This window comes from Parahoeflea olei (assembly GCF_001703635.1).
GTDB lineage: Bacteria > Pseudomonadota > Alphaproteobacteria > Rhizobiales > Rhizobiaceae > Hoeflea > Hoeflea olei.
Genome location: NZ_LQZT01000042.1, coordinates 31,353 through 50,504 on the forward strand (window position 1 = coordinate 31,353; position 19,152 = coordinate 50,504).

Here is a 19,152-nt window from a genome sequence, read left to right on the forward strand (position 1 = left end):
CGGCTGGCGCCGGCGCCTCAGTCGGGCGTGACGGAAAAGGCCGCACGGCGGATATCCGCGAGCGAATGATCGACGAAGGACTGGACGCCGACGGCGACCTGGTCGGGCCCCAGACCGCGCATGAAACTTGCCAGGCCTTCCGGCGTCTGCGGGAAGGTTTCGCGGAACCACAGCACATGCGCGAGCGAGCGCGGATCGGGATAGTGGCCGGCGCCGCCCAGGACCTCGTCGACGAAGCGGCCATAGATCATGCATTCGGAAATGTCGCGGGAGGAAATCACCGCCCGCACCCAGTTGCGGCCGGTATGCGCCTCGATATGGTCGAGCAGCGCGCGCGCGCTGTCGGTGCGCCAGGCGATGAAGGTGGAAATATAGTCGTGGGCGGGCTCCGGCCGGAGCGGCAGCCCGAGAAGCCGGCCGGCATGGGCGAGCCAGGCGAGATGGCCGAGCCTGGTCTTCTGCGCGCCGTTGTCGACGCGGAACAGCCTGAGGCGGTTGCCGTCCCACATGCTGGCGGGATCGAAGGGGCGCACCATCACCACGTCGGAATCGATCGACAGCAGCGCATCGGCCTCGACATGGCGCGCCATCGCGAGCCGGCGCAGCTGCTGCACGTGCCAGCCGCGGAGCGGCGCCGAAAACGGGCTCAGCCAGATCCGCCGCCGGCCCAGGCTCGAGGGATCGGGAAACGCCCTGAGCCAGCCGGGCAACAGCTCGGCCTCGCTGATCACCCGGCGTTGCGGCCCTTCGAGCGCGCGGAAACGGGCGACATCGGCACGTTCGACCAGCAGGACATGCTGCCAGTCGCCGCGCATGAACCGGTCCATGCTTTCGCACAACAGCGCGCAGCGGTCGTAGTCGCCGGCATAGGAGGCGGTCATGACGGCTGTTTTCATGCGGGCACCGTTGGATTTGACCGAAATGGCTCGTGCGCGAAACTCAGGCGGGAACCTGGCGATCGCGCAGCCCCCCGCCAAACTTGTAGCGGAAGACGTGGAACAGGAAAACCGGATTGCCGACAATATAGCGGTACCACAGCCGCGACGGCTCCTGGATCAGGCGCCAGACCCATTCGAGCCGCATGTTGCGGACCGAAAGCGGTGCGCGCGGCACCGCGCCGGAGACGAAATCGAACAGCGCGCCGACGCCGAAGACCAGCCGGCCGTGACCGGGACGGAGATGGGTGTCGATCCAGATCTCCTGCTGCGGGGTTCCCATCGCCACCAGCGTGATGTCCGGGTCGATCTCGGCGAGCCGCGCGAGGACGGCGGAACTGTCGGCCTTGTCGAAATAGCCGTCGGCAACCGCGTGGAAGCTGTGCCAGGGCGTGAGCGCCCGGAACTTCGCGAGCGCGCCGGCGAGCATTTCGGGCCGCGCCCCGATCAGCGCCACCTGGAGCGGACGCTCGGCATGCACCAGCAATGCGGGGATCAGGTCGGTGCCGTTCAGATTGGCGGGAAACGACAGCCCGTGCAGCACACGCGAGGCGATGTCGACGCCGACCCCGTCCGGCAGCACTTCGCTGCGCGTGAGCACGTCGCGATAGGCCGGATCGCGCATGGCGAGATTGGCGTTGTTGGCGTTGAGGAAGTTGAACACGCGCTGCGGCTGCGGATCGTCGAGACCGAGAACGAGCTCGTCGAGCGCCTGGCGCCAGCCGAGCGCTGCCACCTGGATGCCGATAATGTCGCGATGCCGCTGCTGTTCCATTGCTCGTGTGTCCATTCCAGGCGCCCGTCGGTTGCAGGGGGCGCCCCTGGCCCGTCCAGATAGAGCTGTTACCAGTTTCTTAACGCGTCCGCACCGGCATTCGGAAAATGCAGTTAAACTGCCGGTTCACCATCCGTTAACCCTGTTTGCCGCAGCGCGCCAGGCCCCGGGCCAGGGCTTCGCCGAGCCCCGCGAGCTGGGCCGCGTGGAAGGCGCGGCCGTCGAGATCGAGTCCCTCGCCCGCACGCGAGCGCGCAACGGTCGCGACCAGCGCCGCGGCAAAGGCATCGGGGTCGTCGGCGGCGAGGCAGTTGGACGGCGGCGCGGCAATGCCGCGCAAGGCGTTGAGGGTCGCCACCGACGGCAATCCCATTTCGAAGGTCTCGATGGTCTTGAGCTGCACGCCGGTGCCGGTGCGCGAGATCAGCGGCACCACGCGGCAGGAGCGGATGAAGGCACGGGCATCGGCGACACGGCCCAGGAACGAGACATTGCCGGGCGCAGGCGGCGTGTCGCCGCCGGTGGAGCCGGCGATGGCGATGGAGAAATCGGAGGGCAGCCGCGGCACCACCTCGCCCAGGAACCAATCGAGCCCGGCCCGGTTGGCGGCCCAGGTCCAGGATCCGATCATGCCGGCGTCGCAAGTGACGGCGCGCGGCGCAGGCCCGTCCGGCGGCGTGATGGAGGTGACGAGCGGCAGCACGGACGAGCGGTCGTCGCCGCCGACCCCGAGCTCCGCCCGGTCGGCCTCGGCCAGGGTGAAGACATGGCGCGCCAGCGTGCAGAGTTCCCGTTCGAGCTCGGCCAGCAACCGGGCCTCGCGCCGGAACAGGAAGCGTGTGACCGGACTTGCGGCGCCGGCCGCATTGTCCGCGGCGCTGCGGGCCTCGACATTGTGGGCGACGAACAGGCAGGGCCACTGCCTGAACAGGTCCAGAAACGCGCCCGGCAGTTGCACCGAATTGAGGATCAGCCCGTCGACCGGGCCAAGGCTTTCGAGCGCCGCCCTAAGATCGGCGGGGCTGGCGGCATGCATCTTGGCGACCGACACCGGCTCGCCATGGACGAAGGCATCCTTCAGCCACAGCGCCTGCTGCATTCGGGAGACCCGGGCATTGGTGACTTCGAGCCGCCCGAGCAGGCGGGTCTGCTCCGGCATGTCGGGCTCCTGCCCGGGCTGCAGGAAGCCGATGACCGAGACGCGGTGCCCGGCAAGCCGCACGGCATCGACGATCACCCGGTTGGCGATGTCATAGCCGGAGGCCGGGGCACGGACGGGAACGAGCGAGGAGACGAAAACGAAATGCATGCGGGGTCCAGGTTCAGTCGAAGGGGCAATCTAGCCGATCCACCTGAAAGGCGCATTAAGGCCTCGGTTCAAATGTCGCATCCGATTTTCAGGCAATCTTCAGATTCGTGTGCTTGGATCAGGGTCTCACGATGCGGATGCCAGACAATGACCCCTGACCTCGCCCCTGTTTCCGAGCATGCGCGCTCTGCCGGACTGAAACCGGAAGCGGTGCGGGTGGCCGTGACGCTGCCGACCTTCCGGCGGCCCGACCACCTGATCTCGACACTGGATTCGATCCAGGCCCAGGGCCTCGGCACCGAAGTGGCGGTGATCGTGATGGACAATGACGCCGAAGGGCTTGCGGGCGCGGAAGCCGCGGCCGACTGGTTCAAGACCTCTCCGGTGCAGGGCATCGTCATCGTCGCGCACCAGCGCGGCAACTGCCATGCCTACAATGCCGGCTGGGAAAAGGCGCTCGCCAGCTTTCCGCGGCTCACCCACATCGCCGTGATCGACGACGACGAGATCGCCGGGCCGGGCTGGATCGAGGGGCTGATGACGACCGCGCGCAAGACCGGCGCAGACCTGGTCGGCGGACCGCAGATCCCGGTCTTCGCCGACAAGACGCTCGACGGCTGGCGCAGGCATCCGGTGTTCACCCCGCATTACCGCGAGACCGGCCCGGTGCCGATCCTGTATTCCTCCGGCAATGTGCTGATCGCGCGCGCGGTGCTCGACATGATGCCGCGGCCGTTCCTCGACCCGGCGTTCAATTTCATCGGCGGCGGCGACAGCGATTTCTATCGCAGGGCCCGGATCTGCGGCTTCACCTTCGCCTGGTGCGCGGAGGCGGCGGTGATGGAAACGCTGATGCCGCGGCGGGCCGAATTCTCCTGGCTCAATGCGCGCTCGCTCCGGAACGGCGCGATCTCGTCGATCCTCGAAAAGCGGCAATCGCCCGGGCTGCAGGGCCGGGTGCGGACATTCGCCAAGTCGCTGGCGCTGCTGGCGGCGGCTCCCTGGCGCGGGCTGAGGCTCGGTCTGAAGACCGGCTCGGCGGTGATCGGGCTCTATCACCTGCAGGTGGCGCTCGGCCGGCTGATGGAGGAATTCGGGCTGGTCAACGAGCAGTACCGCAACCCTGAAAGCAACTGAGCGCGGCCGGGCCGGCGGCTCGGCGCGCGATTTGGCCTCAATGGCCGGACGCGGCCTTGTCCTCGGCGGGCGGGCCATCGACCGGACCCATCGACTCGCCCTTCTTCGTCTCGACATTGCCGCGGCGCATGTTGGAGCGGATATCGGCTTTCGACAGGAAATCGATCTGCTCGACCAGGACATCGTGAAACACCTCCTCGCCAAGCTTGGCGTTGAGGGTTTCCTTGACCTGTGTCTTGAAGGCCTCAAGGTCGAACTTGCGCGCGCCGGTGAAATCGATCACCTGCTCGCCGACAAGCGCGGTGTAGAGCACGTCGGTGGCCAGTTCCGGCAACGGCACGCTCATCGCCTTCGCCCGCTCCGGATCGACCGTGTAGGAGAGCCGGGTGAGGAAATAGCCCTGAACGGCCCCGTCCCGGATCACCGGGATCGAGACCATTTCGCCGCGGATGGTTTCGAGCCCGCCGAACATGGCCGCCGGCGGCTCGACGGTTTCCTTCTTGTTGGCCATCTGGACCGAGAAATAGACCGAGGCCAGCGCCACCGCGCATATCCAGATGCCGGTGATCAGCAGTTTGATCATGACAATTGATGGGCCTTGAACTGGTCGGCCGAATAGGTTCCGTCCGCTTCAGAGGCGGTGACGGTCTGCTTGATCATGTCGGCGATGTCGCGCACCGCTTCCATATGCGCCCGGGCCTTGAGCTGGTTCAGGTCGAGCTTGGCCTTGACGGTCGCGAGAAGCTGCTTCTGGTCGGCATCGAGATCGGCCGGGGCCAGCGAGCGGAACAGCACCGTCAGGTCATACAGGCAGCGGCTCTTGAGGGCGTTGGACTGCTTGAGGTCGAAGCCCCGATCCGAACCGATGCCGTCGTTCTCGGCGTCAAGAACGGCTTCGAGACGCGTCAGAACGCCGTTGATACGCTGGGCCTGAGAGATCGCTTCGCTCATGGGGGTCATGCTCCGAGATGGGTGTTGGGGGTGGGCTCTACCGGCTCACCCGTGGTCGAGATATTGGCGAAAATCCGCTTCTGGATGTCGTTGACGAGGGATGCGGCGCGGTTGCTCACATTCGCATCGATGCCGCCGGCCGGTTCGGGCCGGGTCTGGTTCGAGAACCGGTCGGCCAGCATGCGCTCGGCGATCCCGATGCCGCCGCCCTTGGCCAGCACGGCGGCGAGCTGTTCGGCCATCATGCCCTTCCAGATTTCGCCGGCGGTGCCCTTGCCGTACAGCTCCTCGCTGTCCTGCGGCAGCATCGAGCCGATGAAGTTCTGCAGGATCATCGCCTCGAAGCGCTCGTAGGATTTGGCGGCCGCGCTGCGGTCGCCATCGACGGCCGGCCGCGAGGGCAAGGCCACGGCGTCCGGATCGGCGGAGGCGAGAAGCTGGCGTTCGAACGCCGGGGTCGACGCGACCTGCGCCGACCTGCGGACGGAAGCCGCCTCAAGCATCGCCTCGGTCTTACGCGCCACCGCAGGGTCGGCGGCATTGACCACGTCGAGGATGAGATCGGTTGCTGTCTGAATAGCCAAGGCTTTCACCGCGAAACTGGAGACGGAGGTTGTCCGGGCCACTCTCCCAGATGAAGCTTACGCTGGCCTTGTGCCTTGCAGCGATGCGCCGAGCATGGATTCGAGCAGGTCGAGCAGGCCCTCGTCCTGGGCCAGGCGGTCCTCGCCCTCGGCTGCCGCAGACGCCTGCTCGGCGAGCCGGTCGGCCCGGGTCTTCTCGATCAGGACACGCTTTTCCTGCACCGCTTTCATGCCCGCGAGCTGCTGGGTCTGGGCGGACAGGCGCTGGAAGCGCAGCGCATACTGGTGCGACATCGAGGCGTGGACCGGGTCGAACGAGCCGATCGCCTGGACCAGCGCATCCTGGCTCGCGTCCAGCGCCGCCTGCTCGCGCACGATGTGCGACAGTTCGGTTTCGCTCATCCGCTCGATCTGGCGCTGGACCCTGACCAGCCGGGCGAGTTTTTGTGCGCGCGACCCGGACATCTCAGGGCAATCCCAGATACAGCGGCTCGAAGCCGGCGACGAACAACGTGAAGAACGAGCGCGACCCGAAATAGAACAGCACCAGGCCGCCGAACAGGATGAACGGAATCGAGATGAAGTAGACCGGGATCTGCGGCGAGAGCTTGTTGACCATGCCGATCGAGAGGTTGAAGATCAGGCCGTAGACCAGGAACGGGCTTGCCAGCCGGAGCGCCAGCATGAAGGCGCCGGCCAGCGTGTCGGCCAACGTCGTCAGCGCCATTTGCGGATCGAAGCCCGAGCCCATCGGCATGAAATCGTAGGAGCGCACCAGCGCCGCGATCACCATGTGATGGAAGTCGGTCAGGAACAACACGAACAGGGCGGTGAAGGTGATCACCGCCGTGATGTGGCCCTCGGGCTCCATCTCGATGATGCCGCTGCCGGGCGAGGCGTTGAAGCCGATCGCCATGGAAATGCCGGTGCCGGCAAATTGCAGCGCCATCACGATGTACCGCGCGATCAGCCCCATGGTGACGCCGATCAGCATCTCGATGCCCACCAGCAGAAGGTAGGACGCGCCGCCGCCCTGGACCCGCGGATAGACCGCGTCCCACATCACCGGCAGCAGTGCCATGGAAACGGCCACCGCGATGAACAGGCGGATCATCACGGGTACGCGGAAGCTGGAAAATCCGGGAAGCACCATGATGCAGGCCCCGATCCGGCAGAATGCCGCAAACAGGGCCAGCACCGTGCCTTCCGGATCCTCGATCACGAAATGGAGCCCAAGAGCTTGACCTCGATTCCCTTGGCGATCTCGACATGGGACAGGACCGGCAGCGTGGCGAAGATGCGCTCGACGATCATCCGCACATAGGGCCGCGAGTCGGGCGAGGTGACGAGCACGAAGGGAACGCCCTTGTCCATGTGCTCGCGCACCACCTTGGTGGTTTCCTCGGAGAACTCCTCGAGCATGCGCGGGTCGATGTCGAACTCGATGACCTCGCCCTTGGGGTCGCGCTTCAAGGCCTGGTGGAAGGCCAGATCCCAGCGGTTGCCGAGCCTCAGGACATTGAGCTGGCCGTTGCGGGCGATGTCGCCGCACAGCTGCTGGGCCATGCGGATACGCACATGCTCGACGATCTGCTCGGTCTTGCGCACATGCGGCGCGAGCTCGGCGACGGCTTCGAGGATGAGATGCAGGTTGCGGATCGAGACGCGCTCGGCAAGCAGCAGCTTGAGCACCGCCTGGAAGCCGGAATAGGACATGTGCGAGGTGCAGATCTCGTCGGCGAGCTTGCGGTATTCCGGATCGAGCCGGTCGATCAGGATCTTCATGTCCTTGTAGGAGAGCAGCTGCGGCAGGTTGTTGCGGATCACCTCGGAGAGGTGGGTGAGCACCACCGAGATGTTGTCGATCGGCTGGAAGCCCTCGCGCTTCAAGTCCTCGGCGAAGTTTTCGGGAACCGACAGCGCCGGCAGGCCGAAGGCGGGCTCGCGGATCTCGTCGCCGGGCAGCGACGGGCGGCGGCTGCCGGCCAGAACCACCATCAGTTCGCCCACGCGCAGGTCGTTGGCCGCCACCGTGGTGCCATGAATCCGGATCTGGTAGCTCTTGTCCTTGATCGAGATGTCGTCGGTGACCTTGATCTCGGGCACGACGAAGCCGAACTGGGTGGCGAATTTCTTGCGCATCTTGGCCACGCGGAACGCCAGCTCCTCATGGCTGCCCAGCAGCCGGGTGGCGACCTGCTTGCCGAGCACCAGCTCGATTTCGGCGGTCTTGAGGATCGACTTGACCGAATCCTTCTCCTTGTCCTGTTCCTCCTGCTCGGCGCGGTGCATTTCCTGCGCCTCTGCACGGGCCTTGCGGTCGCGCTGGCGCGGGATCACCCAGCTGCCGAAAGCCATGACGCCGGCGAGCAGGACGAAGGGGACGAAGGGAAGGCCGGGCATCAGCGCCAGCAGGAACAAGAGGCCGGAGGCGGCGAACAGGGCGCGCGGATAGCCGGCGAGCTGGTCGATCACCGCCTCGTCGGTGGTGCCGAGCTGGCCGCCGCGCGAGACCAGAAGGCCTGCGGCGAGCGAGACGATCAGCGCCGGGATCTGGCTGACGAGACCGTCGCCGACCGACAGGCGCACGAACACGTCCGCGGCCTCGCCGATTTCCATGCCGTGACGGGCATAGCCGATGATGATGCCGCCGAACATGTTGATGCCGGTGATCAGGAGGCCGGCGATGGCATCGCCGCGCACGAATTTCGACGCGCCGTCCATGGAGCCGAAGAAGGAGCTTTCCATCTCCAGCTCGCGGCGCCGGTCATGGGCCTGCTTGTCGTTGATCATCCCGGCCGACAGGTCGGCGTCGATCGCCATCTGCTTGCCGGGGATGGCGTCGAGGGTGAAGCGTGCGCCCACTTCGGCGATGCGGGTCGCGCCCTTGGTGATGACGATGAAGTTCACCGTCACCAGGATCAGGAACACGATCATGCCGATGACGAAATCGCCCGACATGACCATTTGCGAGAAGCCGCCGATCACCTTGCCGGCAGCCTCCGCGCCCAGATGGCCCTCGGACAGGATCACGCGCGTGGTGGCGATGTTGAGCGACAGCCGCATCATCGTCGCGATCAGCAGGATGGTCGGGAACGAGGAGAAATCCAGCGGACGCTTGATCCACAGCGCCACCATCAGGATCAGCACCGAGAAGGCGATGGAAAAGGCGAGCCCGAGGTCGATCAGGAAGGCCGGGATCGGCAGGAACAGGATCGAAAGGATGACGACGATGCCGAAGGCAAAGCCCATGTCCTTTCCCTGGAAACTCGTCTTCTGGATCGCCAGCGCCTGCGGATTGGCCATTTCTTGCGGAGCTCCGGAGCATGGCGCCGGCATCATGCGGGCGCACCTGATGCGGCGACCCTAAGGGGTGAAGCTTGCGCGAAGGTGGCAGCGGCCGGGGCGGAGGGAAGGACTTCGCCCAAAGGCGCGAAAGCCCGCTTGCGCGTGCGCGCTCGACGCGCGGCCGACTAGAAGCCGGACTCGATGCGCTGGAAGACGATGTTGGTGAACGTCGAGATCTGGGCGCCGACGAAGGGGGCGGAGATCGCCACCGTGACCAGGATCGCCACGATTTTCGGCACGAAGGTCAGCGTGATTTCCTGGACCTGAGTCAGCGCCTGGACGAAGGCGATGCCCACGCCCACGAACATGGCCACGAACACGGCCGGTCCGGAGCAGACCAGCACCGTCCAGATCATGGTCTGGACGATATCAAGGGCGTCGGCTTCGTTCATCCTAGCTGATCGTGACGCCGGCGGTGACGTGCACCTGCTTGCCGTTGTCGAGCACCGCGATGAGACCGTCGGAATCGACCTTGACCTCCTTGACGATGCCGCTGATGCTCTCGTCCGCATTGGTCAGCGTGCGCCCGATGATCGAGCCAGCCTGGTTGAGGGTCGACGACTGCAGCAGGTTTTCGAGATTGGTGTTGGTGATGATGGTCTGCTCGACCTGGCTGAAGGTCGCCAGCTGCGCGATCTGCTCGGTCGAATCCATCGGATCGGTCGGATCCTGGCTTTTCATCTGCTGGACGAGCAGCGTCAGGAAGGTGTCGTAATCGAGCGTCGTCTTGCGCGCCGCCGCCTCCGACTGCGAATTGCCCGTGGCTGCCGGGTTGACGCCGCTGACTACGACCATGGTGCGAGCTCCCTGCGGATTTGTTCGATGGTGCCGGCCGGCATCGCCGCCGAATTGAGGATCTGCTCCTCGATGGGATAGAGCGCGCGGATCGCCTTGAGCGCCTCGAAGGCCCGGCCCTGGGTGACCATGCCGTCGATGTGCTTGAGTTCGGCGAGCACTTCCTCGCTCTTGAAGCAGGTCAGCAGCATGACCACCGACTTGCGGAACATGACCATGGCCTGTTCCGCGCCTTCGGGGTTGATCAGCATCATCTGCACGATGAAATAGAGCTGCTTGAGCGGCGTGGTCGCCTGCTCCGGCTGGAGCACGTGGTTTTCGAGCAGAAAAGTCACGTCGTTGAGAAACTCGAGCGCGACCTTGCGGTCGACGCGCAGCACGGCGCCGTTGATGAAGATGCGTTCGCCGGCCTTGAGGGAAATCCGCAGTGAACTTTTCATTTCAAGCCATCCCTGATCATGCGTGAGATGTCGATGATGCCCTGGAAATTGTTCGACTTGCGCTGGCGGATCCGCTCGGCTTCCTTGAGGATCCAGATGCCGATCGAGATCAGGTTGGCGCGCAGTTCCTCGGACAGCTGGTTTTCGGGCGACGCCAGGTCTTCCACGAACCGGACCCAGAGGCGGCTGACGAAATAGACGGCCTCGGTGGCGTCGCGGGATTCCAGCCCGCTGGCCTTGGCAGCCTCGAGCAACGAGATCGAATGGGTTATTGCCTCGCGTTCGCGTTCGCGCGCTTCGGCAACGCCATCCTCCTGCACATCCGCATAGGAAAACTGGTACATTCAGACACCCTTCATGTTTGTCCATTCTATCCCGGCGGACCGGGGAACGCAGCTACAAGTAGTTCGTTAGGTTAAGCTGTTGTATCCGGGCGGTGAGCGTGTAGGACAACTCCACCTGGTCAACCAAGGTATCCATCCGGGTCGAGGCCTCGTAGGCATCCACGCCCTCGATGTCGCCCAGATGCAGCTTGATGATCTTGACCTGCGATTCCAGCGACACCTTGGCCTTGGCCAGGCGGTGTTCGGCCACGCCGAGATTGGAGCGCTGGTTGTCGATGCCGGTCACCGCCTGGCCGGCATATTCGATCGCCTTGGCGTTGATCGAGTTGCGCACCTCGGAGCTGACCGGGGAACCGAGCAGTTCGATGCCGATCACAGCGGCGAGCGCGAAATAGCGCATCCCCTTCTCGTTGGCGTTGACGCTCGATTCCACGACCTCGTTCGAAAGGATACGGCTGGTCATGTTGGTGTCGGATGCGCTCGACCAGTTGGTGTTCCAGTCGGGGCCCATGAAAGAGGGCTCGAGCACGTTGGTGATGAAATCGTCCATCTGCGCGACGGTAATGCCCGCGGCAGCCGGATCGTCCTGCGCAAAGCCGAAATGGGCAGAGAACGTGGCGTCGAAGAAGGCCTTCGGGGTCGACCCGGCGGCGAGATACTCCTCCACGGGCTTCACGCCAGTGTTGATGCCGGCGAACAGATATTCGCCGTTCGACGAGGTGTTGATCGCGACGGTGAACGAGCCGAGCGAGGATTCGATGTCGCGGCGCGCGATCAGCAGGTTGTTGGAATCGTCGGAGCCATTGGCCGTGATGAAGGCTTCCATCATCTGCTGGGCACTGTCGGACATCAGCTCCAGCGCGGACTGGGAGGCCGACAGCCGCTGCGTGGAAAGCGCATTGGCATCCTGGATCGTCTTGAGGCGCGACACATCGTGGTTGAGCGAGACGCTGTTCGAGGTTTTCGCTCCGAGCGCCAGGCCGATATCGGCGTAGCGACCGGTGACGATCTCCTTGTTGAGCTTGTCGATTTCCTTTTGCGCCCGCGCGACCGTCGACCGCATCGAGTTCTGCTGTGCCATTGTGGAAATGAAACTGACTTTCATGATCTTACCCTGCTGCTGCCAGAAGCGCCTTGAGCATCTCGTCGACAACCGAGATCAACCGGGCAGACGCCTTGTAGGTCTGCTCCAGTTCGAGCAGAATCGACATTTCCTCGTCCAGCGACACGCCGGTTTCGTTCGAAAGCGCTTCGCTTGTCCGGAAGCGCGTGGCCTCGCGGGTCACCTGGGCGGAATTGGCCTCGCTGCGGTTGAGTTCGAGCCAGCCGACGGAATCGGCGGCGAAATCCACCAGGCTCAGCGAGCTCGACAGCTCGGCATCGGGATCGAACGCCATCGGCGTGTCGAGCGCCAGCACATAGGAATCGAGCAGCGACGAGTAGCCGGCGCTGCCGTCGGCGTTGGCCACATAGGCCGCGCCGTTGATGCCGCCGTCGCGCAGCAATTGCGGATTGCCGCCCTGCGATTGCACCAGCGCCGGATTGACGGTGATCGTGGCTGCAATGCCCGGGACGATCGTGCCCGCGGGAGGCACCGTGCCTCCGACCCAGGTGAAGAGACCGGGGGCGTCGGGCAGCGTCGGCACGGCCGACTGGTCGGTCTCGGCAAACGTGGTGATGAGGCCGCGGGCGATCTCGTCGAGCTGCTCCTGCATGGTCGGCGCATAGACGTCGCGGATCTGCAGCAGCGACTGCAGCGAACCGCGCGAGGTGGTCGTCGCACCCGTGCCCGCGGACAGCGCCACGCCGTCGATATAGATGGAGTTGCCGGCGATGCCGGCGGCGAAGCCCGAAGAGGCCTTGAAGGTCACCTGCCGCGCCGAGGTCTCGAACAGCGTCGTGCCGTCGGAGGTGTAGAGCGACATGTCGTTGCCATCGCGGGTGACCGTGGTCACGCCGACGATCTCCGAGATCCCCTTGAGCAGCGCGTCGCGTTCATCGAGTTCGGCGCTGACATCCCGGCCGGTCTGGGTGCCGGAATAGACCGCCTTGTTGTTGGCCTCGAAACGGGACAGCAATTCGTTGAGGGTGTGAACCTGGCGCGAGATTTCCTGGTCGCTCTGGTACCGGACGTTCTGCACCGCCGCCGAAGCGTCGCGCAGCCCCATCGCCACGGTGTTGGCGTCGGCGATGGCGGTCTGCGCCAGCGTGCTCTCGCCGGGCTTGGCCGCATAGCTCGCCAGGGTGTCGCGCATTCCCGCGATCAGCGAGGCGGGCGAACTTTCGTAATCGTTGCCGCCGAAGATGTTCTTGAGATCGCTCAGCCCACTCAGCAAGGTCTGCTGGCCGGAGGCCACAGACATGCTGGTGATGGTTTTGCGGAACAGGCCCTCGTCCTGGGCGCGCTGGATCGAGACGACCTGCGCCCCGACCGTCGATGTCGACAGAATGGCCGCCCGCCGCGAATAGTCGAGATTGGAGGCATTGGAGATGTTTCGCGCCAGAATGCTGGTCTGCGTCGCATAATTCGACAAAGACGTCTGGGCGGAACTGATCGCCGAGGACAAGGACATGATACGCTAACCTTTCTTCATACCAGAACTGGCAAAGCTATCTCTTGAGATTGACGAGCACGTCCATGAGATCGGACCCCGTCTGAAAGACCTTTGAGTTTGCTGTGTAGCTGCGTTGCGAGGCGATCATGTCCGTGAGTTCTTGGGCCATGTCGACATTGGAGCTTTCCAGAGCGTTGGAGACGATCTGGCCGAAGGAGCCGGAGCCGGCGAAGCCGGTGGTGATGACGCCGGAATCCACGCCTTGCTGGAACACGTTGCCCGCCATCGGGCGCAGCTTGTCCGGGCTCGACACGGTGGCCAGCGCCATACGGTAGAGCGGCTTGAGTTCGCCGTTTTCCTGCTTGGCGTAGATCGTGCCGTCCTTGGAAATGACGATGTTTTCAACCGCGCTGGGCGCGTTGCCGTTGACGTCGGCATCATCGACCGTGAAGGCGTAGTTGAGCTGGGTCATGCCGGACAGGTCGATGTTGAGCGAGGCGCCGCCGGGCACGTTAAAGGTGATGTCGGTCGCGCTCGCAGCTGCCAGCTGCCCCTCATTGGTGGGGTCGAAGGTCAGCGTCGTGGTGGCGAGCGGTCCGGATGCATAGGGGAAGGAAGTGCCCGCGGTTGCGCCGGCGCGGTCGTAGACCGAGACTTCCCAGGTGTCGGCCCCGGTCTTGGTGTAATAGAAGTCGAGCAGCACTTCGCCGCCGAGATTGTCATAAGCCACCAGCGAGCTCTTGTGGGTATACTCGGCGGTCGGGGAGTTGGTCGACGGCAGATCGGCGGCGGCAACCGCGGTCGAGCTGGATTTGAGGTTGGCCGAGAAGATGCCGGTGGTCGAGGCTTTCGCCGACAGGCTGCCAGCGGAGATGTTGACCGGCACCAGGCCGTCGAAACCGTTGACGACCGGGGCAGGAACGCCGCTGTTGTAATCGTAGCCGAGCAGGGTGAACCCGGCGGCATTGACCAGGTTGCCCTGGCCATCGGATTTGAAGGAACCGGCGCGGGTCAGGAACGGGATGCCGGCCGAATCCTCGACGATGAAGAAGCCGTCGCCATCGATGGCGAGGTCCGAACCCGAGGTGGTGAATTCAAGGTTGCCCGACTGCGCAATCGCATAGCGCACGTCGGTGGAGACGGCACCCGAATTGTACGAGCCGTTGGCGCTGGGCAGAACCAGGGATGAAAACTGCACCGAGGCCTTCTTGTAGGCCGTGGTGTTGGCGTTGGCGATATTGTCCGCCACCGTGCTCAACCGGTTGGCCTGGGCGTTCATTCCGGAAGCACCCGTGCTCATCATTCCATAAAGGCTCATCGCGTCTATCCTCGTTTCAAACGATATTCCCAGACTAGCTGGCGGGCCTTGCGTGAACCTGTTTCCGGCACCTCTAAACAAAGCGCCGGTCGAAGGGCTCGACCGGCGGCAACAGCGTCAGTTCCAGTCGATCAGGTAGCCGAGGAACCGCTTGGAATCGATCGGATCGAAACCCAGCTTCTTGCGCAGTTTCTTGCGCAGCTTGGAAATGTGGCTTTCGACGACGTTCTCTTCGACGTCCTCGTCGAAGATGCCGTAGATGGCGTTGAAGATCTGCTGCTTCGTCACGCGACGGCCACGGTTGGCGACAAGATATTCCAGGATCCGCCGCTCGCGCCGCGGCAGGGCGAAGACCTGATTGTCGATTTCCGGGTCGCGTCCGTCGGAGAACACGCGGATCGGGCCGATGTCGGTGTGGGTGGCCAGGCTCTTCAGCCGGCGGCGGATCGCCGCGGCACGGGCCAGGATTTCCCGGGGATGGACCGGCTTGCGCACCACGTCGTCGACGCCGCTGTCGAAGAACGCAAGCGTCGACTCCAGGGACGGCGTATCGCTGACCGCGATCACCGGGGCCTGCGACCGGTCACGGATCGCCCGTGGCAGGTCCAGCGTCCGGCTGCCCTGCCCGATCAGGAAGGCTTCGACAGCCTCCAGATCGGAGTCCGCCGCCGCATGGACCCATTCGCCAAATTCATGGGAATCGAAGCTTGCCGAGGGCACGCCTTCCCTGCCGAAAAGAGATGAGTATCCGTCTTTGACCAATTGCCGGTCATCAACCACTACGATCATTCGTCCGCCTCCGAATCAGTGTGGTACATCACGCTGATAGAGGTACGAATTGGGTGAATTTGGGTAAACTATGAATTCGGCAGGGTGTGAATTCAGAGTTGATTAACCATGTTTCGCACTGATTTGGCTAGATCTAGTGGGATAGCTGTGGATAAGGACTATTTCCTCGGCCAAAAGTTAACAAAAGCTTAATTTTTCGCTTGCACCGTTAACTTTTGCCTCTTTGCCGTCACATTACCCAGAAGCAGTTCCTCGACACGAATTTTCGCGCTCAGGTTGCGTCAACGACAGAAGCTTCTGGCGCCATCCGTCCAGGCTCCGTAGCCCGTCGCCACCAGGTTTGCGATCACCCGGCAGACATAGCGCTTCTGCGCCGGATCGTTGTCGGGGCCGGCGTGATAGCGCGCCACCGCCATGGTCCATGTCTCATGACGGGCGTGCAGCCGGGCCAGGAACCGCGCCGCGTAATCGACATTGGCGCGCGGGTCGAGCATCGCCGTCACGGAGGCGAATTCGGCGCCGTGGTAGCGGTGATTGATCTGCATGCATCCCAGGTCGATCAGCTTCTTGCCTTCGGCTCTCGCCCGTTCGAACTCGACCAGCGCCTCCTTGCGGTCCTTTGCGTAGACCGTCTTGCCCTCGATGTTGAGCGCGTAGGGATAGAGCGATCCCTTGCGTCCGGTTTCGGTCAGTCCGACGGAATAGAGGATGCCGGGCGGCACCCCGTAGGTCTTGGCCGCAGCCAGGATTTCCGCCTCGCACACGCCGGCTGCGGCCCGCGCGGTGCCGGGTGTGCCGGCGTTACAGATAAACGCCGTCAGCGCGGCCAGCAGCAGCGCCCGGATGCGAGACCTGTTCACGGATCTGTCCGCCATTCTGCCGGCCTCCCTGATGACCCGAGCTGTTGCCTTCGTTGCGCTGGCCCGCCGATGACTGCGCATCGCCCGAGCCGTTCGATCCCTGGCCCTGGAACCCGCCCTGGGCGCCCTGCTGCTGCGCGTTCTGGCCGGAAGACCGGTCGGACGGCGTCATCTGCTGGACCGTGATGCTGTCCACCGAATAGCCCTGGGCGCGCATCGCCTTGACGATGGCCTGGTTGTCGTCCTTGAGCTGCCGGTAAGCCTCGCCGGTTTCCACCTGGATGGCGACCGACAGCTCTTCACCGGTGAGCTTGAGCACCGCCGTGACGCTGCCGAGCGACAGCGGATTGAGCTGGAGCTTGAGCGTGTGCAGCGTCTGCCCGGTGGCGGGCTGCGCTGCGTTTGCGGCCTGGGCCGCAGCGGCGCGGTGGGTCGACAAGGCGGAATCGGTGGCCTCGGCCAGCGAGCGCGCAAGCATCTGCGCATTGCCGGCAAGCGACTGCGACGGCATGAACCGGCGCGATTCGATGACCTCGACCGGCTGCCCTGCCCTTGCGGACACAGCCTCGTCGCCGGAACCCGCGCTCCGGCGCCCCGCCCCGCCTTCGGCACGGGCGTCGGCGGATGTCGTGGCCCGGGAGCTTGCGCCCGAGTCCCGCGCCGCGCCGAGCGCGCGCAGGGCTTCCCTGTATTCGGCCGCAGCGGTGTCCCTGGTCCGTACGGTGTCGTCGCCCTGGGTCCTGGCGCGGGACGGCGCCTCGGTGCGAGGCGCGGCGGCCGTGGCAGCCCCCTGCGCCACCGCCTGGGCGGGCGCGGTCCGGGTGGCCTGGGCGGCGGTTGCGGCGGCATGCGCGGCGGTGCCTGCGGGCACGGTCTCGGGGCGGGTGGCGGCAGCGGCAGCCTTGCCGTCCGCGGGTGCGGCGGCCGGCTTGTCGGCAGCCGCCATGTCATCCTTGTCCGGCCGGGCCCGGCCCTTGACGACCTTCGCGTCGGGGTCGGCCGCAACGGCGTCATCGCCGGCATCCGCAGCCGGCTCGTCTGCCGACGGGGTGATCTCGTCTTCCGCGACCGGCGTCTGCGACCGCAGGCTTGCCAGCAGCGCGAGCATGGCGTCGGCGCTCGACGAACCTTCCGCCTCCGTCAGGTCCTCTTCGCTTTCGTGCTCGGGTTTGGCGGCATCGGCTTTCGCGCCGGCCTCACCGGAGACCTGGTCGCGATCCCCGGAGGACGGACGCTTCTGTCCCGCCAGCAGCGAGGAAAACGCATCACCGCCGGAGCGGTCGGCCGGGTCCGACTTCGGGCCCTCGCCGCCGCCATTGAGCGGGGGGCGGACAGGCACCTGTCGCGGCAAGACAATATCCAAGGTGCTCACGACCCTGCATCCTTCTTCTCCTGCTCGAGCATCTTGTCGATGCGGTCGAGCGCGTCCTTGCTGGTGGCGACAAAGCCCTGGAAGGCCTCGTCTGCCGCGGCCGTGGCCGCATCCATCCCGGCGGCAAGGGTCTGTTCGGGCCCGGTGTTGCCATTGTCGCCTTCGACGGGCGGACGGCCACCGAGCGGATCCCCGCCTTCCGGTGTCCCCACATTGGACCCGATTGCTTGCGTGAGGCTGTCGGGGTCCGGCTTGCGCAGAACGTCCTCGGCGATGCGCCGAGCGGCATCGCGCAAGGCCCGGTCGCGCTGCGACAATTGCGCCTCCGGCAGCGCTTCGAGCCGGGCCAGAACCCCGCCCACGCCATCGGTCGGAATCCGGGCCATGCCGGAATAGAGATCGGCGAGCGTCTGCGGCGCGGTGTCCTCGGGGTCGAGCAGTTCTTCGGCCTTGGCGGAGGCGAAGACCGCGAGATCGCGCAGCCCCGAGATGACCGCCTTGCGGGCGATCCGCAGATAGACCTCGCGCTTGCGCGGGCGGTCCATGAAGGACAGGATCTGTTCGAGCCGCTGGTTGCCCACCTTGCCGTAGTTGGGCACCACCAGGTCGACCAGCAGGTCGGCGTACTGGCCGGCATAGGGCGAGTTGATGAAGCGCCGGGCATAGAGCTCGGCATAGAGCAGTGCCCGGTCGACCAGGTTCTTGCGCGCGGCGACGAACAGCGACCGGCGCAGCGCGGCTTCCTCAACCAGCGTGCCCGGCAAGGTCAGTCGCGCCCAGTCGAACATCTCGAGCGCCTCGTCGTCCTTGTTCAGCGCCGCCATCACATTGGCCGCGACAAGGGTCAGGTAAGGCCCGATCTCGGTGTCGCGGTAAAGTTCGACCACTTCGGAGAGCGTCGTCTTGGTCTTCGCGGCGCGGCCATTGAGATAGGCCCGGAGCACGGTGGTGACTTCGTTGTCGAAATTGCCGAACTTGTCCTTGGCCGCGAGAATGTCGAGGGTCTCGGGATTGCCGCCGCTCATGGCATAGACCAGCGCGGCATCGACATTGCGCGGATCGTCGAACACCTTCTGGTCGGCGCTGCGCAGCCGGCTGTCGATGACGCCGATCAGGAAGCGCTGCATTTCCATGGCCGAGTGATCGCCGCGCACCACCGCATCCTGAACGAATTGCAGCGAGCGCATCAATTTGTAGGGGGCGAGCGAATCGAGATCGCCGTCCATGGAAAAGCCGGGCGCGGCCAGGCCTGCCTGCGCGGGCGCCTCCCCGGCCGGACCGGCGACCTCCGCTGGCGCTTCCCCGGCAGGCGCTTCTTGGGCTGGGACGCCGTGGGCTGGGACGTCGTGGGTGGGGGCGTCGTGTGCCGGGGCGTCGTGCGCGGAGACGTCGGAAGCTGCAGCATCCGCAGCGGCGTGCCCGGCAGCCTCGGGAGCGGGCGCCTCGTGCGGCGCGGCTTCCGCGGGTGCACCGGCCGCCTCATGGGCGGGCGCAGCATGCGGTGCGGCTTCGGCGGGCGCAGCCGGGTCGCCGGCCGTCTCATGGGCAGGTGCCGCCGTCTCGGCTGCGGCCGGGACGGCGAACGTCGCCGCTGCAAGCAGGGCGACGTGCAGGAGGCCGGGACGGGACAGGCGCGGCAC

Annotated in this window: 21 protein-coding genes; 1 reads left to right on the top strand and 20 read right to left on the bottom strand. The window is 65.3% G+C overall.

Translation table 11 applies throughout. The features are described from left to right. Nucleotides 1-17: 17 nt before the first annotated feature. The 3 genes from AWJ14_RS16830 to AWJ14_RS16840 form a co-directional block, all read right to left on the bottom strand. Nucleotides 18-896: a DUF6492 family protein gene (locus AWJ14_RS16830; protein ID WP_066181848.1), complete on the bottom strand. Its 879-nt coding sequence runs from the start codon at nt 894-896 to the stop codon at nt 18-20. Nucleotides 897-939: 43 nt separating this feature from the next. Beyond that, entirely contained in the window at nt 940-1,725 is a 786-nt protein-coding gene (locus tag AWJ14_RS16835; protein WP_139112682.1) for a WecB/TagA/CpsF family glycosyltransferase, read from the bottom strand. A gap of 121 nt (nt 1,726-1,846) precedes the next feature. Further along, nucleotides 1,847-3,019 (bottom strand): glycosyltransferase family 4 protein, encoded by a 1,173-nt coding sequence (locus tag AWJ14_RS16840; RefSeq protein WP_066181854.1) that lies wholly within the window; start codon nt 3,017-3,019, stop codon nt 1,847-1,849. Nucleotides 3,020-3,166: 147 nt separating this feature from the next. Between AWJ14_RS16840 and AWJ14_RS16845 the strand changes: the two genes are divergently transcribed. Then, complete coding sequence (locus AWJ14_RS16845; RefSeq protein WP_066181857.1) at nt 3,167-4,156, top strand: glycosyltransferase family 2 protein; 990 nt, start codon at nt 3,167-3,169, stop codon at nt 4,154-4,156. Between the two features lie 37 nt (nt 4,157-4,193). On the opposite strand, the gene AWJ14_RS16850 is transcribed toward AWJ14_RS16845, so the two are convergent. The 17 genes from AWJ14_RS16850 to AWJ14_RS16930 all read right to left on the bottom strand — a co-directional run bounded on the left by AWJ14_RS16850 (nt 4,194) and on the right by AWJ14_RS16930 (nt 19,152). Continuing rightward, a complete protein-coding gene (locus AWJ14_RS16850) occupies nt 4,194-4,739 on the bottom strand; it encodes a hypothetical protein (protein ID WP_066181861.1) in 546 nt (181 codons plus the stop codon). Further along, nucleotides 4,736-5,107: a hypothetical protein gene (locus tag AWJ14_RS16855; protein ID WP_066181863.1), complete on the bottom strand. Its 372-nt coding sequence runs from the start codon at nt 5,105-5,107 to the stop codon at nt 4,736-4,738. The genes AWJ14_RS16850 and AWJ14_RS16855 overlap by 4 nt, the downstream gene beginning before the upstream one ends. 5 nt (nt 5,108-5,112) lie before the next feature. After that, complete coding sequence (locus tag AWJ14_RS16860; RefSeq protein ID WP_066181865.1) at nt 5,113-5,691, bottom strand: rod-binding protein; 579 nt, start codon at nt 5,689-5,691, stop codon at nt 5,113-5,115. Nucleotides 5,692-5,748: 57 nt separating this feature from the next. Then, the gene (locus AWJ14_RS16865) at nt 5,749-6,156 is read right to left on the bottom strand and encodes a hypothetical protein (protein ID WP_066181869.1); all 408 of its coding nucleotides are present in this window, start codon (nt 6,154-6,156) and stop codon (nt 5,749-5,751) included. A gap of 1 nt (nt 6,157) precedes the next feature. Continuing rightward, nucleotides 6,158-6,913: a flagellar biosynthetic protein FliR gene (fliR, locus tag AWJ14_RS16870; protein WP_066181872.1), complete on the bottom strand. Its 756-nt coding sequence runs from the start codon at nt 6,911-6,913 to the stop codon at nt 6,158-6,160. Further along, complete coding sequence (flhA, locus tag AWJ14_RS16875) at nt 6,910-8,997, bottom strand: flagellar biosynthesis protein FlhA (protein ID WP_066181874.1); 2,088 nt, start codon at nt 8,995-8,997, stop codon at nt 6,910-6,912. Before flhA ends, fliR begins: the two co-directional genes overlap by 4 nt. 167 nt (nt 8,998-9,164) lie before the next feature. Beyond that, nucleotides 9,165-9,431, bottom strand: coding sequence for a flagellar biosynthetic protein FliQ (locus AWJ14_RS16880; RefSeq protein ID WP_066181877.1), 267 nt, complete (start codon nt 9,429-9,431; stop codon nt 9,165-9,167). 1 nt (nt 9,432) lies between these two features. Then, nucleotides 9,433-9,834: a flagellar hook assembly protein FlgD gene (flgD, locus tag AWJ14_RS16885; protein ID WP_066181879.1), complete on the bottom strand. Its 402-nt coding sequence runs from the start codon at nt 9,832-9,834 to the stop codon at nt 9,433-9,435. After that, a complete protein-coding gene (gene flbT / locus AWJ14_RS16890; RefSeq protein ID WP_066181881.1) occupies nt 9,825-10,274 on the bottom strand; it encodes a flagellar biosynthesis repressor FlbT in 450 nt (149 codons plus the stop codon). The genes flgD and flbT overlap by 10 nt, the downstream gene beginning before the upstream one ends. Further along, a complete protein-coding gene (gene flaF, locus AWJ14_RS16895; protein ID WP_066181884.1) occupies nt 10,271-10,618 on the bottom strand; it encodes a flagellar biosynthesis regulator FlaF in 348 nt (115 codons plus the stop codon). Before flaF ends, flbT begins: the two co-directional genes overlap by 4 nt. Nucleotides 10,619-10,670: 52 nt before the next feature. Further along, entirely contained in the window at nt 10,671-11,723 is a 1,053-nt protein-coding gene (locus AWJ14_RS16900) for a flagellar hook-associated family protein (RefSeq protein WP_066181887.1), read from the bottom strand. A gap of 4 nt (nt 11,724-11,727) precedes the next feature. Further along, entirely contained in the window at nt 11,728-13,191 is a 1,464-nt protein-coding gene (gene flgK / locus AWJ14_RS16905) for a flagellar hook-associated protein FlgK (protein ID WP_066181891.1), read from the bottom strand. Between the two features lie 37 nt (nt 13,192-13,228). Then, the gene (locus tag AWJ14_RS16910; RefSeq protein ID WP_066181894.1) at nt 13,229-14,491 is read right to left on the bottom strand and encodes a flagellar hook protein FlgE; all 1,263 of its coding nucleotides are present in this window, start codon (nt 14,489-14,491) and stop codon (nt 13,229-13,231) included. Nucleotides 14,492-14,608: 117 nt separating this feature from the next. Next, nucleotides 14,609-15,280, bottom strand: a complete 672-nt coding sequence (gene rem, locus AWJ14_RS16915) for a transcriptional activator Rem (RefSeq protein WP_066181897.1) — start codon at nt 15,278-15,280, stop codon at nt 14,609-14,611. 281 nt (nt 15,281-15,561) lie between these two features. Then, on the bottom strand, nt 15,562-16,113 hold the full coding sequence (locus AWJ14_RS16920) for a transglycosylase SLT domain-containing protein (RefSeq protein WP_425349657.1): 552 nt from the start codon (nt 16,111-16,113) through the stop codon (nt 15,562-15,564). Then, nucleotides 16,082-17,512 (bottom strand): flagellar hook-length control protein FliK, encoded by a 1,431-nt coding sequence (gene fliK / locus AWJ14_RS16925; RefSeq protein ID WP_066181900.1) that lies wholly within the window; start codon nt 17,510-17,512, stop codon nt 16,082-16,084. Before fliK ends, AWJ14_RS16920 begins: the two co-directional genes overlap by 32 nt. Beyond that, nucleotides 17,509-19,152 carry a chemotaxis protein gene (locus tag AWJ14_RS16930; RefSeq protein ID WP_139112683.1) on the bottom strand — a complete coding sequence of 548 codons (1,644 nt, stop codon included), beginning with the start codon at nt 19,150-19,152 and terminating at the stop codon, nt 17,509-17,511. The genes fliK and AWJ14_RS16930 overlap by 4 nt, the downstream gene beginning before the upstream one ends.

Coding starts and splice junctions, on each gene's coding strand:
- AWJ14_RS16855 (WP_066181863.1), bottom strand. CDS start 5,107: ATGAGCGAAGCGATCTCTCAGGCCCAGCGTATCAACGGCGTTCTGACG.
- flaF (WP_066181884.1), bottom strand. CDS start 10,618: ATGTACCAGTTTTCCTATGCGGATGTGCAGGAGGATGGCGTTGCCGAA.
- flhA (WP_066181874.1), bottom strand. CDS start 8,997: ATGGCCAATCCGCAGGCGCTGGCGATCCAGAAGACGAGTTTCCAGGGA.
- AWJ14_RS16835 (WP_139112682.1), bottom strand. CDS start 1,725: ATGGACACACGAGCAATGGAACAGCAGCGGCATCGCGACATTATCGGC.
- AWJ14_RS16865 (WP_066181869.1), bottom strand. CDS start 6,156: ATGTCCGGGTCGCGCGCACAAAAACTCGCCCGGCTGGTCAGGGTCCAG.
- AWJ14_RS16900 (WP_066181887.1), bottom strand. CDS start 11,723: ATGAAAGTCAGTTTCATTTCCACAATGGCACAGCAGAACTCGATGCGG.
- flgD (WP_066181879.1), bottom strand. CDS start 9,834: ATGGTCGTAGTCAGCGGCGTCAACCCGGCAGCCACGGGCAATTCGCAG.
- AWJ14_RS16830 (WP_066181848.1), bottom strand. CDS start 896: ATGAAAACAGCCGTCATGACCGCCTCCTATGCCGGCGACTACGACCGC.
- AWJ14_RS16845 (WP_066181857.1), top strand. CDS start 3,167: ATGACCCCTGACCTCGCCCCTGTTTCCGAGCATGCGCGCTCTGCCGGA.
- AWJ14_RS16840 (WP_066181854.1), bottom strand. CDS start 3,019: ATGCATTTCGTTTTCGTCTCCTCGCTCGTTCCCGTCCGTGCCCCGGCC.
- AWJ14_RS16850 (WP_066181861.1), bottom strand. CDS start 4,739: ATGATCAAACTGCTGATCACCGGCATCTGGATATGCGCGGTGGCGCTG.
- flbT (WP_066181881.1), bottom strand. CDS start 10,274: ATGAAAAGTTCACTGCGGATTTCCCTCAAGGCCGGCGAACGCATCTTC.
- AWJ14_RS16910 (WP_066181894.1), bottom strand. CDS start 14,491: ATGAGCCTTTATGGAATGATGAGCACGGGTGCTTCCGGAATGAACGCC.
- rem (WP_066181897.1), bottom strand. CDS start 15,280: ATGATCGTAGTGGTTGATGACCGGCAATTGGTCAAAGACGGATACTCA.
- AWJ14_RS16880 (WP_066181877.1), bottom strand. CDS start 9,431: ATGAACGAAGCCGACGCCCTTGATATCGTCCAGACCATGATCTGGACG.
- flgK (WP_066181891.1), bottom strand. CDS start 13,191: ATGTCCTTGTCCTCGGCGATCAGTTCCGCCCAGACGTCTTTGTCGAAT.